General features: G+C 48.3%; 17 protein-coding genes. 12 read left to right on the plus strand and 5 right to left on the minus strand.

The window, feature by feature from the left end:
* A partial coding sequence (locus tag KQJ23_RS23840; RefSeq protein WP_249529801.1) for a hypothetical protein occupies positions 1-123 on the plus strand: 123 nt, incomplete at its 5' end.
* Positions 124-214: 91 nt separating this feature from the next.
* Here the strand turns inward: KQJ23_RS23840 and KQJ23_RS18865 are convergent.
* Positions 215-1,264, minus strand: coding sequence for an HD-GYP domain-containing protein (locus tag KQJ23_RS18865; protein WP_216480527.1), 1,050 nt, complete (start codon positions 1,262-1,264; stop codon positions 215-217).
* 235 nt (positions 1,265-1,499) lie between these two features.
* On the opposite strand from KQJ23_RS18865, the gene KQJ23_RS18870 reads away from it, so the two are divergent.
* The 4 genes from KQJ23_RS18870 to KQJ23_RS18885 all read left to right on the plus strand — a co-directional run bounded on the left by KQJ23_RS18870 (position 1,500) and on the right by KQJ23_RS18885 (position 6,761).
* Positions 1,500-2,945, plus strand: coding sequence for a bifunctional metallophosphatase/5'-nucleotidase (locus tag KQJ23_RS18870; RefSeq protein ID WP_430522319.1), 1,446 nt, complete (start codon positions 1,500-1,502; stop codon positions 2,943-2,945).
* A 104-nt stretch (positions 2,946-3,049) separates the two neighbouring features.
* Positions 3,050-4,138, plus strand: a complete 1,089-nt coding sequence (locus KQJ23_RS18875) for an HD-GYP domain-containing protein (RefSeq protein ID WP_216480469.1) — start codon at positions 3,050-3,052, stop codon at positions 4,136-4,138.
* Positions 4,139-4,231: 93 nt separating this feature from the next.
* Positions 4,232-5,368 (plus strand): radical SAM/CxCxxxxC motif protein YfkAB, encoded by a 1,137-nt coding sequence (gene yfkAB, locus KQJ23_RS18880; RefSeq protein WP_216480528.1) that lies wholly within the window; start codon positions 4,232-4,234, stop codon positions 5,366-5,368.
* Positions 5,369-5,387: 19 nt separating this feature from the next.
* Entirely contained in the window at positions 5,388-6,761 is a 1,374-nt protein-coding gene (locus KQJ23_RS18885) for a hemolysin family protein (protein ID WP_216480470.1), read from the plus strand.
* Between the two features lie 275 nt (positions 6,762-7,036).
* On the opposite strand, the gene KQJ23_RS18890 is transcribed toward KQJ23_RS18885, so the two are convergent.
* From KQJ23_RS18890 to KQJ23_RS18905, 4 genes are all read right to left on the minus strand, one after another.
* Entirely contained in the window at positions 7,037-7,240 is a 204-nt protein-coding gene (locus KQJ23_RS18890; RefSeq protein WP_212940919.1) for a hypothetical protein, read from the minus strand.
* 201 nt (positions 7,241-7,441) lie between these two features.
* Positions 7,442-8,011, minus strand: coding sequence for a manganese catalase family protein (locus tag KQJ23_RS18895; RefSeq protein ID WP_212940921.1), 570 nt, complete (start codon positions 8,009-8,011; stop codon positions 7,442-7,444).
* Between the two features lie 63 nt (positions 8,012-8,074).
* On the minus strand, positions 8,075-8,350 hold the full coding sequence (locus KQJ23_RS18900; protein ID WP_044477691.1) for a spore coat protein CotJB: 276 nt from the start codon (positions 8,348-8,350) through the stop codon (positions 8,075-8,077).
* 3 nt (positions 8,351-8,353) lie between these two features.
* Complete coding sequence (locus KQJ23_RS18905; protein WP_212940922.1) at positions 8,354-8,572, minus strand: spore coat associated protein CotJA; 219 nt, start codon at positions 8,570-8,572, stop codon at positions 8,354-8,356.
* 435 nt (positions 8,573-9,007) lie between these two features.
* On the opposite strand from KQJ23_RS18905, the gene thiD reads away from it, so the two are divergent.
* The 7 genes from thiD to KQJ23_RS18940 all read left to right on the plus strand — a co-directional run bounded on the left by thiD (position 9,008) and on the right by KQJ23_RS18940 (position 15,760).
* Entirely contained in the window at positions 9,008-9,823 is an 816-nt protein-coding gene (thiD, locus tag KQJ23_RS18910; protein ID WP_212944240.1) for a bifunctional hydroxymethylpyrimidine kinase/phosphomethylpyrimidine kinase, read from the plus strand.
* 174 nt (positions 9,824-9,997) lie between these two features.
* On the plus strand, positions 9,998-10,837 hold the full coding sequence (locus KQJ23_RS18915) for a DUF427 domain-containing protein (protein ID WP_212944239.1): 840 nt from the start codon (positions 9,998-10,000) through the stop codon (positions 10,835-10,837).
* Positions 10,838-10,968: 131 nt separating this feature from the next.
* Positions 10,969-11,739, plus strand: coding sequence for an IclR family transcriptional regulator (locus KQJ23_RS18920; RefSeq protein WP_216480529.1), 771 nt, complete (start codon positions 10,969-10,971; stop codon positions 11,737-11,739).
* Between the two features lie 202 nt (positions 11,740-11,941).
* Complete coding sequence (locus KQJ23_RS18925) at positions 11,942-12,757, plus strand: ABC transporter ATP-binding protein (RefSeq protein WP_212944237.1); 816 nt, start codon at positions 11,942-11,944, stop codon at positions 12,755-12,757.
* On the plus strand, positions 12,754-13,404 hold the full coding sequence (locus KQJ23_RS18930; protein WP_212944235.1) for an ABC transporter permease: 651 nt from the start codon (positions 12,754-12,756) through the stop codon (positions 13,402-13,404). The genes KQJ23_RS18925 and KQJ23_RS18930 overlap by 4 nt, the downstream gene beginning before the upstream one ends.
* Before the next feature lie 32 nt (positions 13,405-13,436).
* Positions 13,437-14,369: an ABC transporter substrate-binding protein gene (locus tag KQJ23_RS18935; protein ID WP_212944234.1), complete on the plus strand. Its 933-nt coding sequence runs from the start codon at positions 13,437-13,439 to the stop codon at positions 14,367-14,369.
* Positions 14,370-14,398: 29 nt separating this feature from the next.
* On the plus strand, positions 14,399-15,760 hold the full coding sequence (locus KQJ23_RS18940; RefSeq protein WP_216480471.1) for an LLM class flavin-dependent oxidoreductase: 1,362 nt from the start codon (positions 14,399-14,401) through the stop codon (positions 15,758-15,760).
* The last annotated feature ends 19 nt before the right edge of the window (positions 15,761-15,779 follow it).

Consider the following 15,779-nt stretch of genomic DNA (forward strand, 5'->3'; position numbering starts at 1 on the left):
GCGGAAGCAACACAGATGATCGTCATGGGCTTCATCGAGCCGTTCACGAAAGAGCTGCCAATGGAGTATGCGGTCGAAATGAATAGATTGATCAAATTCGAAATGGAAGGCAGTATCGGTTAATCCCCAAGCGCCATCCGATAACAATAAAAAACGTGTCCTCCACTTAACTCGACAGTTGAGATAAGCGGGGGACACGTTTTTATAATAAGAATTACAGATACACCTCGGTAATCACGATATCTCTCATCTTCGAGAGATCAATGAACCGGGTATCGGCTTTAACCAGCGGCCGGAAGAAGTCTGATTGATTGGTCATTACAATCGATCCAACCTCGCCGGAGCTGAGCAATACTTTCTTGCCGATAAAATTCGGTATGAGATGATTAATGAGTGCTTGAGTCGGTTCCGGGCTTAGCTTGCCGAAGCTGAGTTCGTTAAGCTCTCTTAGAACCGTTAACAGCTCTTTCTTGGATTGATATATCCGGTTGGAGGTCATTGCTGAATATACGTCCGCGACCGCGGCGATCTTAGCGAATGGGTGAATCTGACTTCCGTGAAGCCCTTTAGGATAGCCTGTGCCGTCATCCCGTTCATGATGCTGCAAGGCGATGAGCGCCGAGAGCTCGTCCCCTGTAGAGTTCAGGATGATCTCATGACCGTAGGTAGTGTGACGTTTAATCTCTTCAAATTCCTCTGGAGTAAGCTTGCCGGGCTTATGTAAAATGTCTTGCGGGATTTTGCATTTCCCGATATCGATCAAATAACCGGCTTTACCTGCCAGGTAAGCATCTTCTTGGGGATAACCTAGCCAAGTGGCTATATAATAAGAGAGCATTCCAACCTGAAGCGAATGATTGTATGTATAGTTGTCGTTGTTGTCATTCAATAGCAGCAAGAGTGAGACAACATCCTTCTGTGCAGCCAATTGATTAACGATAGGGTCGAAGGTTTGATCCACCTGCTCCTTATCGAACGTCCCTTTGGTAATGACATCTTCAAACAATGATTCAAAGCTGTCAACGGCGCTGTCGAAAAACGCTTTCATTTTTTGAACCTGAGGCGGAAGTAATTCGGCCTTCGGAACTTGAACATTCACTGCATGCGGCTGGATATCAATATAATCAATACCATGCTGCATCAGTTTCACGATGGCGGAACTGGATAATTCCTGATCTTTCTGCAGGATCAGGACGCCGAAATGATTGAAAACGTCAGCTTCAAGCTGATCGCCGGGTTGGATATCCATGATATGAACTCGCAAGGAAGATGACACCTCATACTTTCCAATTTTCTTTATCATAACAGGGAGTTTCTGGATTTTCAATGAAATGTTCTTCTGAAAGGAATCGCTTACATAATTGATGATGGCCGAAAAGTCTATAAAATAAATTATACAAAAGACATTTTTTAAGTCTGAGGTATATAATATTTGTAGTATTCTGTATCGGCATTACTACAAAATATGTTTTTTGCGACAACAAGGAGGAGTATTCATGCTGGAGGAGTCAGAGCAGGATACATTACATATCGCTTATACGAATGACATTCACAGTCACTTCCCGGCGATGGAACGAATTGCTGAAATGGTGGACCAGCTGCGGGAGCAATACGGTTCTTCATTGCTGTTGCTAGATATAGGGGATCATATGGACAGGGCAGCGGTGGAAACGGAAGGGACGTTGGGCCAAGCCAATGTAGACATGCTCAACTTAACGGGCTATGACGCCATTACGATTGGTAATAATGAAGGATTAACGTTTACCTTGGAAATGCTTCAACAGGCCTATTCCGGTCTGATCTGCCCCGTTGTATGCGGTAATTTCCGGGAGCATGCTACTGGTGAGCCTCCTTCCTGGATGAACGAACGGCTTATTATTGAACGCGGAGGAATGAAGATCGGTCTTATCGGAGCAACGGCAGCCTACCCGCTTCTCTATAATCTGCTTGGCATTGAAGCCATGGATCCCATTGCAGCGATTGCTGCCGAAGTAAGGAAAATGCGAAGTGAAGTGGACCTTGTCATCGTGATGTCCCATCTGGGGCTGCAAGTGGATGAAGAAATGGCGGCGAAGATTCCGGGGATCGATTTGATTCTTGGCGGACATACCCATCATTTGCTCGAAGTCCCGCTCGTTATCGGGGATACGACGATTTCTGCCGCGGGGAAGTACGGACAGTACCTTGGGCTCATGACGATTACCCGGGACAAGATTACCGGCAAACCTATCGTGGCCGAAGGACGTTGTATCCCCGTAGCAGAGGGAGCCGGAAGTCCAGCTATCAGGCAGGCACTTGAAATTCATAGAGAAGCAGCAAATGAACGGATGAATGCTGAGATTGCGTATACGGATAGAAAGCTTGAACTGGATAAGAACTATGAGTCGGAATCCCCGTTTGCTAATTTCCTTGCCCAGGCGGTCAGAAGACATACCGACACGGAAATCTCGCTGGTTAATAGCGGACAGCTGCTGGGAGAATTGCCTCAGGGTGAGATTACTTGGGGAATGCTGCACCAATTGTGTCCCTCTCCGATTAATCCCTGCCGCCTGCTCCTTACCGGTGAGGATATTATGTACACGTTAGAGCAGTCGCTGTTGCCGGAGTGGACGGGACGAGCCATTACGGGCTTTGGTTTTCGCGGAAAAGTACTGGGAGGAATTTGCGTTGATGGGATGGAGATTTTATACGATCCGTCCCGGGAGCCTTATCAGCGGATCATTCAGGCAAGCATCCAGGGTGTTCCTCTTCAGCAGGAGCGGACCTATTCCGTAGGAACCCTGAGCATGTTTACCTTCGGCAATGGTTACGAGCGAATTAAAACGGGTAAAGACATCGTGTATATGCTTCCCGATTTCCTTCGGGATTTGCTTAGACATGAGCTTCAGGTCCCAGGTGCCATCGAACAATGTCGATTAAATCGGTGGATACCGCTCGGAAAATAAATAAGTTCGTCGGATTTTATTTTAATACAGGATGATGTATTGTATAATTAATCGAATTTTTATTTTTACATTTTGTAATTTTGGAGAGACGGAAGTGGTTTTAGTTGCGCTTGTTACCAGTCAGTTCATTACAACCCGGTATGCGCTTGGGGAAGAAGATATATAATGAAGAAGGAATTATCCTACTCTCGGAAAATGCGGAGCTGAATGATGCAGTTATACGCCGAATGCAGTTGCACGGATTGGACTATGTGTATATCTCCGATCCTCGAACCGATGATGTTGTCGTTGAAGACATGATCGAGGAGAGTACACGGCGCAAAGCTCTGCAGGATATTCGCGATACCTTCCGTAAGCTCTCGGAGCCTTCTGTCAAAGGGGTCGTCTACCCTTATTTGGGTAAAACCTTTACCGGTTTGGTCGAAACTGTCATGGATGATCTGCGTGGCCGTGAAGATACCATGATTATGATGATGAACATCAACAGCATGGATCATTATCTGTTCCGGCATTCCTTGAATGTCTGTATCTATTCATTAATGCTTGGACTTATGCAGGGCTACAACAAGGATGAACTTACCCTGCTCGGGCTAGGCGCTTTGCTTCATGATATCGGGAAGACAAAGATCCCTCTGTCCATATTGAATAAAACCTCTGCCCTGACAGATGAAGAGTTTAATGAGATCAAGAAGCACCCGGAACTGGGATACAAGATACTCAAGGATGAGCCCGGAATTTCTCTTAAATCTGCGCATTGTGCATATCAGCATCATGAGAGAATGAACGGAAGCGGTTATCCGCGAGGGCTGAAAGGCGACGAAATTTCAGACTTTTCCCGATTAATTGCCATTACAGATACCTATGACGCCATGACTACGCATCGGGTATACCGTTCTGCAATGCTTCCGCATGAAGCGCTCGAAGTGTTGTATACAGGCTGCGGTACTTTATTCGAAAAATCGAAGCTGGAGCTTTTCCGGAATCATGTGGCCATCTATCCTCTTGGAATTACCGTAACTCTGAACACGGGAGAGACGGGAGTGGTGGTCAAAATTCATAATGAGGTTCCGAGCCGGCCTGTTGTTAGGATCCTGAAAGATGCGGACGGAGTAGAGCTCAAGGCTCCATATGATTTGGACTTGCTGGAAAGTATGACGACAATCATTAAGGAAGTTGACAAAATAGAGCCATAGCTTTTATGCCGACGGATTCGCACTCTCTATGGTGCGTTTCTTCTTTTTTAGAGAATGAACTATTGGGGTAATGGAGGAGAATACAACATGAATATGAATCGATACGCAGGATTGGCAGCCGTTGATTCTGCAATCGGTCCCGGTAAAGATCCTTGGGATCCGATCCATTCATTAAGAGCCTTTGGCAGACACAAGCTTACAAGTGTAGAGATGACCGTCACCAATCTGTGTAATATGCGCTGTGAGCATTGTGCGGTTGGAGACAGTCTGGTGTTTAAAGAACCGGAGCATATTCCATTGGAGCTGATGCTGAATGCGCTTGATCAGGTAGAACATTTGCAGACAATCAGCATTACGGGAGGGGAGCCTTCCTTCCGCCGGAAAACCGTAGAAGAGGTTATTGTCCCGCTTCTGAAATATGCCAAGTCCAAGGGAATACGCTCACAAATGAATTCAAACCTGACGCTGGATTATGAGCGATATGAGCCGCTCCTGCCCTATCTGGATGTTATGCATATTTCATTCAATTACACGAGTGCCCTTGATTTTCATGAGGTGGGTTTTGCCCGAAACCCTCACCCTGTAAATGAAGATGTCGCCTATAAAATGTATAATAAGATGATTGATAATACGCGCAAGCTAAGTGAAGCCGGAATGTTCATCTCGGCGGAGTCGATGATCAATTATCGTACCCATCGCAAGCTTCCGGAGATTCATCGGCTCATTGTTGAGATGGGATGTCAACGGCATGAGGTGCATCCTATGTATGCTGCTGATTTTGCGGAGAATCTGCCAAAGCTCAGCCTCGATGAAATCCGATGCGCAATTTCGGATCTGCTGGACGCAAGAGATCCGGAGCTGTGGATGCTGTTTGGCACCTTGCCTTTCTTCGCCTGCAATGACCACTCGTCCGATGCTGAACTGCTAAGAAGGCTCCGGACGGAGAAGAATGTCACGGTTCGTAATGATCCCGATGGACGCAATCGCGTCAACGTGAACATGTTTACGGGGGATGTCTTTGTTACAGATTTTGCAGCGATTCCTTCCTTTGGGAACATAAAGGAGCGCCGGCTGGATGATATCTTCGATGACTGGCTTGACAAGCATCCGCTGAATCAACGGGTCAATTGCTATTGCGAAGCAGCCAGCTGCTGCGGACCGAATCTTCTGGTTGCAGATATGTACTACAACAATGTAGACTTCAAGACGCGCAAGGCGATAACTCTATAGAAAAGAGGTCCTCTTCAATATGCAATATGCCATAGCCAATGCTCATGCAGATTTCGAGCTGGGGAGACTATTCCTCAACCTGCTGATCGTTTTTGTTCTGGTTATGCTAAATGGTTTTTTTGTAGCTGCCGAGTTCTCCCTTGTCAAGGTGCGTCAGTCCCGGCTGACGCAGCTGGTGACAGAGGGGAATCGCAGGGCGGTATATGCTCTGCGGGTCAATAAGAAGCTGGATGCCTATCTGTCGGCCACCCAGCTTGGTATTACTCTGGCTTCATTAGGACTTGGCTGGGTCGGCGAGCCTGCTATTTCAGAGCTGCTGATTGAGCCGTTATTACATCAATTTGGTGTAACTGATCCAACATTGATCTCTACGGTATCGGTTGCGCTGGGCTTTGCTATCATCACTTTTCTACATATTGTAATTGGTGAGCTTGCTCCAAAATCCTTGGCAATCCAAAAATCGGAGACGACTTCTTTGTGGCTATCCGCTCCGTTGCTTTATTTCTATAAGCTGTTTCTCCCGGTTATCTGGTTGCTTAATTCAGCCGCCAATGGGATTCTGCGATTAATCGGGGTTCAACCGGCCGGCGAAGGAGAAGCTGCGCACTCCGAAGAAGAAATTCGGATTTTGATGGACCAGAGCGCTCGAAGCGGCGTGATCGATCAAGAAGAAATGAAGCTGATGGGTAACATATTTGATTTCTCGGATATGCTTGCCCGAGAGGTTATGCTGCCCCGAACAGATATGGACTGCCTGTATACGAACCTGACCTGGGAAGAGAACCTGAAGATCGTATCGGATACCAAGCATTCTCGCTATCCGGTCGCAGTAGAGGACAAGGATCAGATTATCGGGTTCGTCCATATCACGGACCTTCTGCTTCCGGAAAGCGGAAGGCCCCTGAATCTGGCGGATATTGTCAGGCCCATTCTGAATGTACCGGAGTCCATGGAAGTTAGCCAAGTCCTTCGCCTGATGCAGAAGAAGCATTCTCAAGTAACGGTTGTCGTAGACGAATATGGGGGAACGGCAGGCCTTCTTACTGTCGAGGTTATTCTCGAAGAAATTGTCGGCAATCTCTACGATGAGTTCGATGATGAACGTGAAGAGGTAGAAGTGATCGGGGAGGGGATCTATTCGGTCGATGGGAGAATGCTCCTGTCGGATGTGAATGTGCTGGCCGATATATCGATAGAAGATCATGAAGTGGATTCGATTGGCGGCTGGCTGTTCAAAGAGTTGGACGGAACGCCTGTAAAAGGCAAGAAGAAGACCATCGATGATGTGACATTGGAAGTTGCGGAGGCGGGACGCCTTCGGATTACCCGGGTAATAATTACGAAGAATCGAGCGGACGAAGAGTCCGGACAATCTTCATTAGATGAGCAATAACAGAAGCAAGCCTTCGGCATGTAACAGGCCGAAGGCTTGCTTCTGTTATTGCTATAATAATTTGAACTATAAAAGCTACGCAGAAAAGGCATAAGTGTGAAGTGTGCTGAAGTGAAAGCTTTCTGCAAGAAAGCTGCTTCGGGAGCATAAGCTCGAAAGCGTTCGCCTTTGAGAGTGGATTTCTCCCCTTTGATAGCTTAGCTTAATCAGAGAAATCCGCGAACAACAGCGATCGTAGAACACTCCACACGTTGCTCCCGGGTACGTTCATTAGTTCAAGGATTCACACCACGATTTTGCGCCGCATCAATACGCGCTTGTGCGGCATTGAAGCATTTCTTGCACACCTTCAAGGGCTGGCCGGAGCTGGTTGTCTTCGTGTACAGCAGCTTAATTCGCGTGCTTCCGCATACCGGGCAGGTGCCGCGGCCTCTGGAAGGAAGCGTCCATAATGATTTTCCGCGTTTATTTTTGGCCATATCATATCTCCTACTTCTAGAGGTTGTTTAAAAAGTCACCTTTTGATCACGAAGTGTTTCAAGAGGATCATTCGACGTCGAATCTTGCGTTCACCCTCGAAGTCCGGTACTCATGTAGGGTCTGCCTACATTCCGTTCCTCCTTCTTCGGATTCTCGCAACCTTCTTGGTGCTGAAAAGTTGACTTTTTGAACTCGCATTTTTAGAAAAATTTCTTTTGGTCCCGATTATCCTTCAATATCTCTACGGCTTCACGGAAACGAAGCGAATGAACAATTTCCCGCTCCCGCAGGAATTTCAGGCTGTCCTGTAAGTCGACATCATCGGTCATATCAATTAGCCACTGGTATGTAGCCCGCGCTTTCTCTTCCGCCGCAATATCTTCATACAGGTCGGCGATCGGATCGCCCTTAGCTTGGATATACGTTGCTGTCCAGGGAACACCGCCTGCATTCTGATAAAATAACGCCCTGTCATGACTGACATAGTAAGCCCCCATGCCTGCTGCATCGAGTTCTTCTACAGTGGCATCCTTCGTGAGCTTGTAGATCATCGTGGCAATCATCTCGAGATGGGCAAATTCCTCCGTGCCAATGTCATTAAGGAGTCCTATCACTTTATCCGGTATCGTATACCTCTGATTCAAGTATCTCAGGGCCGCCGACAGTTCCCCATCAGCCCCTCCGTATTGCTCGGCCAGATACTTGGCCATGCGAATATCGCATTTGGCTACGCGGACCGGGTACTGCAATTTTTTCTCATACACCCACATCGCTTATTCATTACCTCCTTTGGGCTGATGATCAGCATGGCGATTCCCGCATTGCCGCGAGGACTAGACCTGCCATGGCCACGGGACCTTCGACCATTCCCACGGGAATTTGGAATAGGCGCGGCCGAAATTTTGCAAAGGCCCGTACAGCACCTGAAATTGATTAGCCAAAATCGTCCGCTCCTGCGTCAACTGGTTGAACTGCTGTATCGCGGCCAAATCGTCCGGATGAGTATCCAGGTAGAGATTCAACTCCACTAACGCAAAATCCAGCGCCTGCAGCTTCTCCAGCATTTCATAAAATTCAGGATCACAATGCGGCTTTGATGTTGAATTCATGATTCACCGTCCTTTCCCCCAACGGGATTCATAGGGACTGTACAACGCAGGCCAAAGCGTGCCATGGCGCAATGCTTCCTCCGGGCTGAACTGGGGTAAATTAGGGGGCTGAAATGTCATAAACAAATGCGGCGGAGTGCTATATGTTTTGCATAGGATTGGAGGGCAGGGATCAAAGGGACCAATGAACGGAACCCACGTCTGTTCTTGGGGATGACTCAAATGAAGTACCTCCTTCTCATCATTTTCCGTTTCTCTTGTTTAACATATGATGTTCGCCTAGAAACTGAACCAAAGAATCGGAATATTTTCTTTCACTATATAAGTTGAACTACTGAATTTTACGTTCTGGGGGGCAACGTGTGAATTGTTCTTACGATCGCTGGTGTTCGCGGATTTCTGAGTACCTTCTATAAGTTCAACTTAATAAAAGAACAAGCGCTCCTCACGTATTGTGCGAGGGCGCTTATTCTTGTTTTCAAGATGATGCAACCACTGGGTTGCATGGGAGTATCAATCTAATATAACTGATTATGACTCTATTCAATTTGAAAAAAACGATAAAATAATTCGTGAATTCTTTGAAAATAATGCTACAATGGATTGCAGAATCAAGCTTAGCTTTTTGCTACGCTAAATGCAAAGGGGAGCATGACCATGACTAAAATTGTTAAAACTTTAACGATTGCCGGAAGTGATTCCAGCGGTGGTGCAGGAATCCAGGCGGATCTGAAAACGTTCGAGGAGTATGGCACCTATGGTTTCAGCGCCTTGACGACGATCGTAACCATGGATCCGGACCGTGGTTGGCACCACAGTGTGTATCCGGTAGAGGCGTCGCTGGTAGCGGAGCAGCTTAAGACCGTGTTTGCCGGAGGTCCGGTTGACGCAATGAAGACAGGAATGCTGGGCAGTGTAGCTATTATTGAAGTCGTTAAAAGCTGCATCGAACAGAACAAGCAAAAAAATGTTGTAATTGATCCGGTAATGGTATGCAAAGGGGAAGATGAAGTACTCAACCCTGAGAGTGCAGATGCAATCCGGGATTTGTTGCTTCCACTCGCTACTGTTGTTACGCCAAACTTGTTCGAAGCAGGCGTGCTGTCCGGCAAGGGAAAACTGGTTAATCTCGATGATATGAGGGAAGCCGCCAAGCTTATCCATGATCGTGGCGCTGCGAATGTTGTCATTAAGGGCGGAAAGGCACTAGAAGGCGACAAAGCGATCGATCTGTTCTATGACGGCACGGAATTTGTCATATTTGAGACAGAAAAGATTGAGCCAGCTCATAACCATGGTGCGGGCTGCACATTTGCAGCAGGCGTTACAGGAGGACTTGCTCAGGGCTTGTCCGTAAGAGAGGCGGTTGCTAAAGCCAAGGATTTTGTTACGGCGGCAATTAGAGCAGGCTATGCATTCAATGAATATGTCGGACCGGTATTCCATGGCGGATACCGATTGGGCCAAAAATAATCCAGTCTTTTCATTAGGAAACCGGTTCTGCAGGCAATCTGCAGAACCGGTTTTTTTATTTATATAATTCCAATATAAATAATATGAATTAATGCTTGTGAGTTGAAATTTCCTGTGCTATCATTCATATTATGATAACAAATTATCATAATATGATATTTAGGAGGGAAGGATATGGGGAAATCTGCAGCAAAGACGGAAGCCGTCTGTACGATTTCTAAGCCGGGCCTGGCACTGAAAGCAGACTTGAACCCAAGATGGGTGAGAGTCCTTGTTAACGGAATTACGGTGGCGGACAGCAAATCGGTGATTACCTTGCACGAGCGCGGGCACTTGCCGGTGTATTATTTTCCGGAGCAGGATGTCAGAACGGATTTGCTGACTCGTTCCGAGACGGCCAGTTACTGCCCGAGGAAGGGAGATGCCGTCTATTTCCACTTGCAGGCCGGTGAGAGAACCGTTGAGGACGCTGTCTGGAGCTATCCGGATACCGTGTCCGGAAGCGAAGCGATTCAGGGTTACTATGCTTTTTACTGGAATAAAGTAGATCGCTGGCTGGAAGAAGAAGAGGAGATCTTTGTGCACCCCCGCGATCCTTACAAGAGGGTTGATGCCATTCAAAGCTCCAGACATATTGAGATCATCTTGAACGGACATAAGCTTGCTGAAAGCCGCAGGCCTGTCATTGTCTTCGAAACCGGCGTTCCTGTCCGCTATTACTTGCCTCCAGAAGATGTAAGTGCTGATTTGCTGGAGACTTCCGATTTGCATACCAGCTGCCCTTACAAAGGAACCGCCTCCTATTGGCATGTGCTTCTCGAGGATCGGAAGCATGAGAATCTGGTATGGAGCTACCTGGATCCAATTCCGGAAATTCCGAAAATCAAAAATCTGTTATCCTTTTATAATGAGAAGGTGGAGGTTTTTGTGGACGGAGAGAAGCAGCCCGAGCCGGCTTGGTATCGTTCGGCCCTTGATTTTTTTGATGCGTCCGAGGTGCGGAGAGATCAATAACCTGTGGCTGCCAATCGTCAAATGAATCTGAGCCTGAATGGATCGTTGACCGACCTGTATGCAGGAGGTCATTTTTAATTTATGATAGTTGTAAAGTTACATAACAGGGGAGCCCACTATACGTGCAGAAAATGAATGGTACACAGACCTTAAGCCGCGCTATCGATATTTTATTTGCCTTATCGGAAGCGAACGGAACATTGACGGTTGGGGAGATTGCCCAAAAAGTGAATATACCGGAAAGCACGACCTACCGGTTCCTTCAGACGCTGGAGCGAAGCGGAATCGTAGAACGGCGGGGCAAGAGCCGCATTGGCCTGGGATTGCGTATTTTTGATTTGGCCCGCAGCTTGAATGAACAGGTTCATCGGGATCTGCTGACGTTCGCACTGCCGATCATGGAGAAATTGACGGACGAGACGGGGGAGACCTCGGTCTTGTTTGTGGGAAGCGGCAATCAAGCGATTTGTATACAGCGTGTGAAGAGCAGCCAGCTAATTCAGTTCTCCATTGAGAATGGCCGAGTGCTGCCGCTGCATTTAGGGGCCTCGGGCAAAAGTATTCTGGCGTTCGAGAATGATAAGCGGATAGAAAGCGTAATGGAAATGCTTCCTTCCGCGTTTGAGCGTGAAAGACTGCAGAAGGAATTGAATGAAATTCGGCTGCAAGGCTACAGCTTTACCAATGGAGAGGTGGATTCCAACGTGTTTGCCGTTGCCGCTCCCATTCTGGATGCCCATGGGATGATCATCGCCAGCCTGGCGATCTGCGGTCCTAATTTTCGCTGTCAAGCCGGACAGGAGGCCGGATTTGTCAGAAAAGTTTGTGATTCGGCAGAGAGGCTGTCCCGGAAATTAGGGAATCCGGAAGACGATATTGTAGATATCAGTAAATTCCGATAAGTTTAGTGTAATTTAAGGATTGACAAAATAGATTACCCATAATATTATTGTTACACGGTAACAAGTTATCACAATTTAATAATTGGACTGACCATTTATATGGAGGTCTTGTTTTCCGATTAGGGAGAACAGGGCCTTTTTGGTTTTCTTTTTACCTTTATTCTTACTTTTTCAATAAGATTACTTATAAGGAGTGGGAAGCATGTCGTTAACCGCCGTTGAATTTAAAGAAGTCACTAAAAAATATGGAACGGAGACTGTATTGGACAATTTTTGTCTTTCGGTTCCCGAGGGACAAATCGTGACGATTATCGGCCCATCCGGCTGCGGGAAAACGACGCTGCTTAAAATGATTAACCGTCTGATCGAGCCGGACAGCGGCAGCGTATGGGTCGAGGGGAAGGCCAATGGCAGCGTAGATCCCGTACTGCTTCGCAGAAATATCGGCTATGTCATTCAACAGATCGGCCTGTTCCCGCATATGACGATCGAGGAGAATATTGCCGTAGTTCCCAAGCTTAAGGGGGAAGAGAAACGGGTCAGGCTGCGGAAGGCAGCCGAACTGCTTCATTTGATCGGACTTGAGCCGGATTCCTATCGACGCAGATATCCACATGAATTGAGCGGCGGACAGCAGCAAAGGGTAGGGGTTGCAAGGGCGCTGGCGTCAGATCCTTCAATTATTTTAATGGACGAACCGTTCAGTGCTTTGGATCCGATCAGCAGGGTTCAGTTACAGCGGGAATTGATCAAGCTGAATGAACGGTTGAAGAAGACGATTATTTTCGTCACGCATGACATTGATGAAGCCTTGAAAATTGCTGATCAAATCATTCTCATGCGAGACGGGACGGTGGTGCAGAAAGGGAGTCCTGAACAGCTGCTTCAATCTCCGGAGAATGACTTTGTGACAGAGTTTCTCGGAAACGAACGGTTCGGGCGGCCTGAGCGCTCGGAAATCGTCCCTTTCAAAGCAAGGTATGACGGACTGAGGCAGAGGGCGGGAGGGATGGTATGAGCTTGTTCTGGGATACGCTTAGCGCGGATTGGGAGCAAATATTACAAAAAACGGGGGAACACATCTATCTGTCGGCCATCTCTGTTCTGATTGCTTGCCTGATTGCAGTCCCCCTTGGCATCTATCTTACCGGTCGTAAACGGATAGCGAATGGCATCATTACTGCCGTCTCCGTCATTCAGACGATTCCTAGCCTGGCTCTTTTTGGATTCATGATTCCGCTTGTAGGGATCGGTCCCAAGCCTGCAATCATCGCACTCACTTTATATGCACTGCTGCCAATGCTGCAAAATACGTTCGTAGGTATTAACGGGGTCAATCCTGCACTGATCGAAGCGGGGACGGGAATGGGGATGACCCGGCTCCAGATTTTGCGGATGATTCAACTGCCGATTGCCCGAAGCGTGATTCTGGCGGGTGTAAGGCTGGTCGCAGTTCAGACAGTAAGTATGGCAACTATAGCGACATATATTGCGGCAGGCGGATTGGGTGATATCATTACCCGGGGAATATCGATGATTAATACAATCACCATTCTGGAGGGAGCGATTCCCGTCTCCTTGCTGGTGATCATCGTAAATCTGGGACTGCTTGGAATTAACCGGTTGCTGACGCCGAAGGGGCTTAGGCACCTGAACAAATTTTAATTTCCGCTGGGAGAAGAAAGAGGAGGAGAACGATGGGAAAAATGGGGATGCAAAGCAAGTCAGGACTTTTCGCAAGAGGATTCATATTATTTGCGGTATTTATTACAGCATTCGCGGGGCTGGTTGGCTGCTCTACCTCAAAAGCCGCTGAACAAGGCAAGATCATCGTTGCGACCAAAGGATTTGCAGAATCCGATATTTTAGCGAATGCGCTCAAGCTGCTGATCGAGAATGACACCGAATTGGCGGTGGAAGTCAAAACGTTGGACAACAAATTGCTCTGGGAAGCAATCGGCCAGGGGGATGTGGATGCTTATGTGGAATATACCGGCACGGCCTTGCTGAACATCTTGAAGCAAGAGCCGGAATTCGACCCCGAAGCAGCCTATGAGAAGACGGTGCGGCTTCTGAAAGAGAATAATCATTTAATAGCCCTTGATCCGATCGGGTTCAATAATACGTATGTGTTCACGGTACGTAAGGAGGTCGCGGACCAATACGGCTTGAAGACGGCGACCCAATTGGCTGAGCATTCCGGGGAGCTTGTCTTCGGGAGCAGCCAGGAATTTCTGAACCGGCCCGATGCTTGGCCGTATGTAGAGGAAATCTATCAGCCGAAGTTCAAGGAGATTAAGACTATCCAGGAGGTATCCCTTCAGTATAAGGCGGCTGAGCAGAAGCTGATTGATGTGTTCCTGCCCTATTCCACGGACAGCAAGCTGCTGAATGATCAGTTGGTGACGCTTGAGGACGACAAGCATGTATTCTTGCCGTACGATGCCTTCCCGATTGTGAGGGAAGAGACGCTCAATGAATATCCAGAACTGGAGAAGACGCTTAATGCGTTGGCCGGCAAGATCGATGAAGCGGTGATCCAGCGCCTGAACCTGGAAGTGGAGCAGAATCGGCGTCCGCCTCTTGATGTGGCGAAGGAATGGCTGAAATCCGAAGGATTTATCCAATAAGCGCGGAGCGCAAGGAGAGGTGAACTTGAATGAGCAAAGGGAATGCCAGGCAATTGATATTGGGAGCGATGATGTTCTTCCCGGCAGGAGAGCATATCTCCAGTTGGAGGCATCCGGTCTCGGAGGCTGAACGTCTGCTCGATTTCGACTATTACCGGAACATCGTGGAGACTGCAGAACGCGGGAGATTCGACATGTTCTTCTATGCGGATGAACTGTATGTGTGGGACCGGTTTGAATCCAGCGTTGCCCAGGCGAACAGCATTCGACCCGAGCCGTTTACGCTGTTGTCTGCCTTGTCCGTCGTGACTAAAGATATCGCGCTTGCCGCTACCGTATCGACGACATATAACGAGCCTTATCATATCGCCCGCAAGCTGGCAACCTTGGATTATATCAGTAAAGGTCGGGCAGCGTGGAATATCGTAACCTCGCAAACGGACGAGGAAGCCCGAAATTTTGGCAAAGATAGGCACCTGCAGCATGAGCTCAGATATGAACGAGCGAAAGAATTTGTAGATGTGACCCGCGGGTTGTGGGATAGCTGGGAGGAGAATGCCCTTCTGTTCAACAAGCAAACTGGGCAATTTGCCGACAGATCGAAGCTGCACAGCCTGGACTATAAAGGGCAATTTTTCAATGTTCATGGCCCTCTGAATATTACGCGCCCTCCCCAAGGGCATCCCGTATTGGTCCAGGCCGGAGCTTCCGAAGCCGGGAAGGAGGTCGCGGCAGCTACGGCGGAGCTTGTATTCGCTCCCGGCGGCTCGCTGGAGGAAGCGCAGCGCCTGTATCGCGATTTGAAGGGGAGACTCGGAAAATACGGCCGCTCGGAGCACGAATTGAAAGTGCTGCCTTATCTCATCCCGGTTATCGGCCGGACGGCCGATGAGGTAGCCGAGCGTGTCGCCATCGTGGAGGACCTGACGCCGGAATCCCTGGGGCTCGATTTGTTGTCCCACTATCTGGGGCGGGATGTCTCGGGTTATCCGCTGGACCAGCCTCTGCCCTTCATTCCCGAAATCGACGGCTTCAATCAGAGCCATACCAATCTGCTGAAGATTCGGGAGTGGATCCAGGAAGAGAATTTGACCCTGCATCAGCTCTACAAACGGGCGGCCAATCAGCGTGTCTTCGGCGGCACGCCGGAACAAATCGCGGATTACATTGAGGAATGGTTTACGAAGGAAGCCGCCGACGGCTTCAATGTTGCTTTTCCTCATCTCCCGGGTGCCCTGCATGATTTCGTCGAGCTGGTTGTACCGGAGTTGCAGCGCAGAGGTCTTTTTAAAACGGAATATACGCCCGGAAACTTCCGCGACAAATTGGGGCTCGCGAAGCCTGCCAATCGGTTTGCGGCGGCCCGGGACAAGGAAAGCATCCGTATATGAAACGGAGAGCACCTTACCT

Origin of the sequence: Paenibacillus brevis (genome assembly GCF_018919145.1) — a bacterium.
GTDB classification, from domain to species: domain Bacteria; phylum Bacillota; class Bacilli; order Paenibacillales; family Paenibacillaceae; genus Fontibacillus; species Fontibacillus brevis.

Bases quoted from the DNA above. Each gene is read 5' to 3' on its own strand.
- yfkAB (WP_216480528.1), top strand. From the start codon at position 4,232: ATGAATCGATACGCAGGATTGGCAGCCGTTGATTCTGCAATCGGTCCC.
- KQJ23_RS18885 (WP_216480470.1), top strand. From the start codon at position 5,388: ATGCAATATGCCATAGCCAATGCTCATGCAGATTTCGAGCTGGGGAGA.
- KQJ23_RS18890 (WP_212940919.1), bottom strand. From the start codon at position 7,240: ATGGCCAAAAATAAACGCGGAAAATCATTATGGACGCTTCCTTCCAGA.
- KQJ23_RS18895 (WP_212940921.1), bottom strand. From the start codon at position 8,011: ATGTGGGTGTATGAGAAAAAATTGCAGTACCCGGTCCGCGTAGCCAAA.
- KQJ23_RS18900 (WP_044477691.1), bottom strand. From the start codon at position 8,350: ATGAATTCAACATCAAAGCCGCATTGTGATCCTGAATTTTATGAAATG.
- thiD (WP_212944240.1), top strand. From the start codon at position 9,008: ATGACTAAAATTGTTAAAACTTTAACGATTGCCGGAAGTGATTCCAGC.
- KQJ23_RS18915 (WP_212944239.1), top strand. From the start codon at position 9,998: ATGGGGAAATCTGCAGCAAAGACGGAAGCCGTCTGTACGATTTCTAAG.
- KQJ23_RS18920 (WP_216480529.1), top strand. From the start codon at position 10,969: ATGAATGGTACACAGACCTTAAGCCGCGCTATCGATATTTTATTTGCC.
- KQJ23_RS18925 (WP_212944237.1), top strand. From the start codon at position 11,942: ATGTCGTTAACCGCCGTTGAATTTAAAGAAGTCACTAAAAAATATGGA.
- KQJ23_RS18930 (WP_212944235.1), top strand. From the start codon at position 12,754: ATGAGCTTGTTCTGGGATACGCTTAGCGCGGATTGGGAGCAAATATTA.
- KQJ23_RS18935 (WP_212944234.1), top strand. From the start codon at position 13,437: ATGGGAAAAATGGGGATGCAAAGCAAGTCAGGACTTTTCGCAAGAGGA.
- KQJ23_RS18940 (WP_216480471.1), top strand. From the start codon at position 14,399: ATGAGCAAAGGGAATGCCAGGCAATTGATATTGGGAGCGATGATGTTC.